The 1,017-nt window shown below is 67.2% G+C and carries 1 protein-coding gene; it reads right to left on the bottom strand.

The window, feature by feature from the left end; all coding sequences use genetic code 11:
* Positions 1-1,017, bottom strand: a 1,017-nt coding sequence (locus tag AB0K36_RS34680; RefSeq protein WP_364601830.1) for an AMP-binding protein, incomplete at both ends; no start/stop codon positions are given.

Genomic DNA, 1,017 nt, shown 5'->3' on the forward strand with positions numbered 1-1,017 from the left:
GGACGCCGGTGCTGGCGCCTCTCGCCCGCTGCACCCGGGTGATCGCGTACGACCGGGCGGGACTCGGCCTGAGCGTGACGTGTTGCCACTGATCGACGACTTCCGCATCGTGGTCAGCATTGCTGGCCCGCTCTAGTGCGACATACGCGACCAAGTGGTCCGCCGCGTCCGTGTGGAATACCGCGGCGGCAGCCCGATTCACTTGCGGGCAGGCCAGCAGGGTGTTCTCGATCTCGCCCAGTTCCAGGCGCTGCCCACGCAGCTTGATCTGTGCATCGGAGCGTCCGAGGTATTCCAGGCTGCCCGATTCGGTCCAGCGCACCAGGTCACCGGTGCGATACAGCCGCGACCCCGCTGCCCCGAACGGGTTGGCCACGAAGCGATCCGCAGTCAAATCGGGACGACCGACATAACCACGGGCCACGGCAGGTCCGGCCAGGTACAACTCGCCCACCACCCCGACGGGAGCCGGGTTCAGCCGTGCATCGAGAACGTAGGCATACGTACCCGGAACCGGAGCACCGATGCGCACGGGCTGGCCTACCGACAGCGCACTCCAGGTGGCCCAGATGGTCACCTCGGTCGGACCGTAGGCATTGAACATCCGTCGACCGGGGGCCCACGCAGCCACCAACTCAGCCGGGCACGCCTCGCCACCGGTCACCAACGTGTCCAGCCCATCGATCTGGGCTGGGTCCAGCGTCGCCAGAACGGTCGGCGTGATCAATCCTGCATCGACGCGCTGACCCGCCAATACCTCGGCCAATGCGTCACCGGCGTAGCAATCCGGCGGGGCTACCACCAGCGCCGCCCTCGAGGCCACTGCCCACAGCCATTCGAAGACCGAGGCATCGAACGTCGGCGCGGCCACCATCAACACCCGAGCCCTCTCGGGCACACCGAGCAGATCGTGATGTGCGGCCGCTACTCCAAGCACCCCGGCATGGCTGACCGCCACGCCCTTCGGAGTTCCGGTGGAACCCGACGTGAAGATCACGTATGCCGCGTTGTCGACGC

Origin of the sequence: Streptomyces kurssanovii (genome assembly GCF_040677245.1) — a bacterium.
Lineage (GTDB): Bacteria > Actinomycetota > Actinomycetes > Streptomycetales > Streptomycetaceae > Streptomyces > Streptomyces kurssanovii.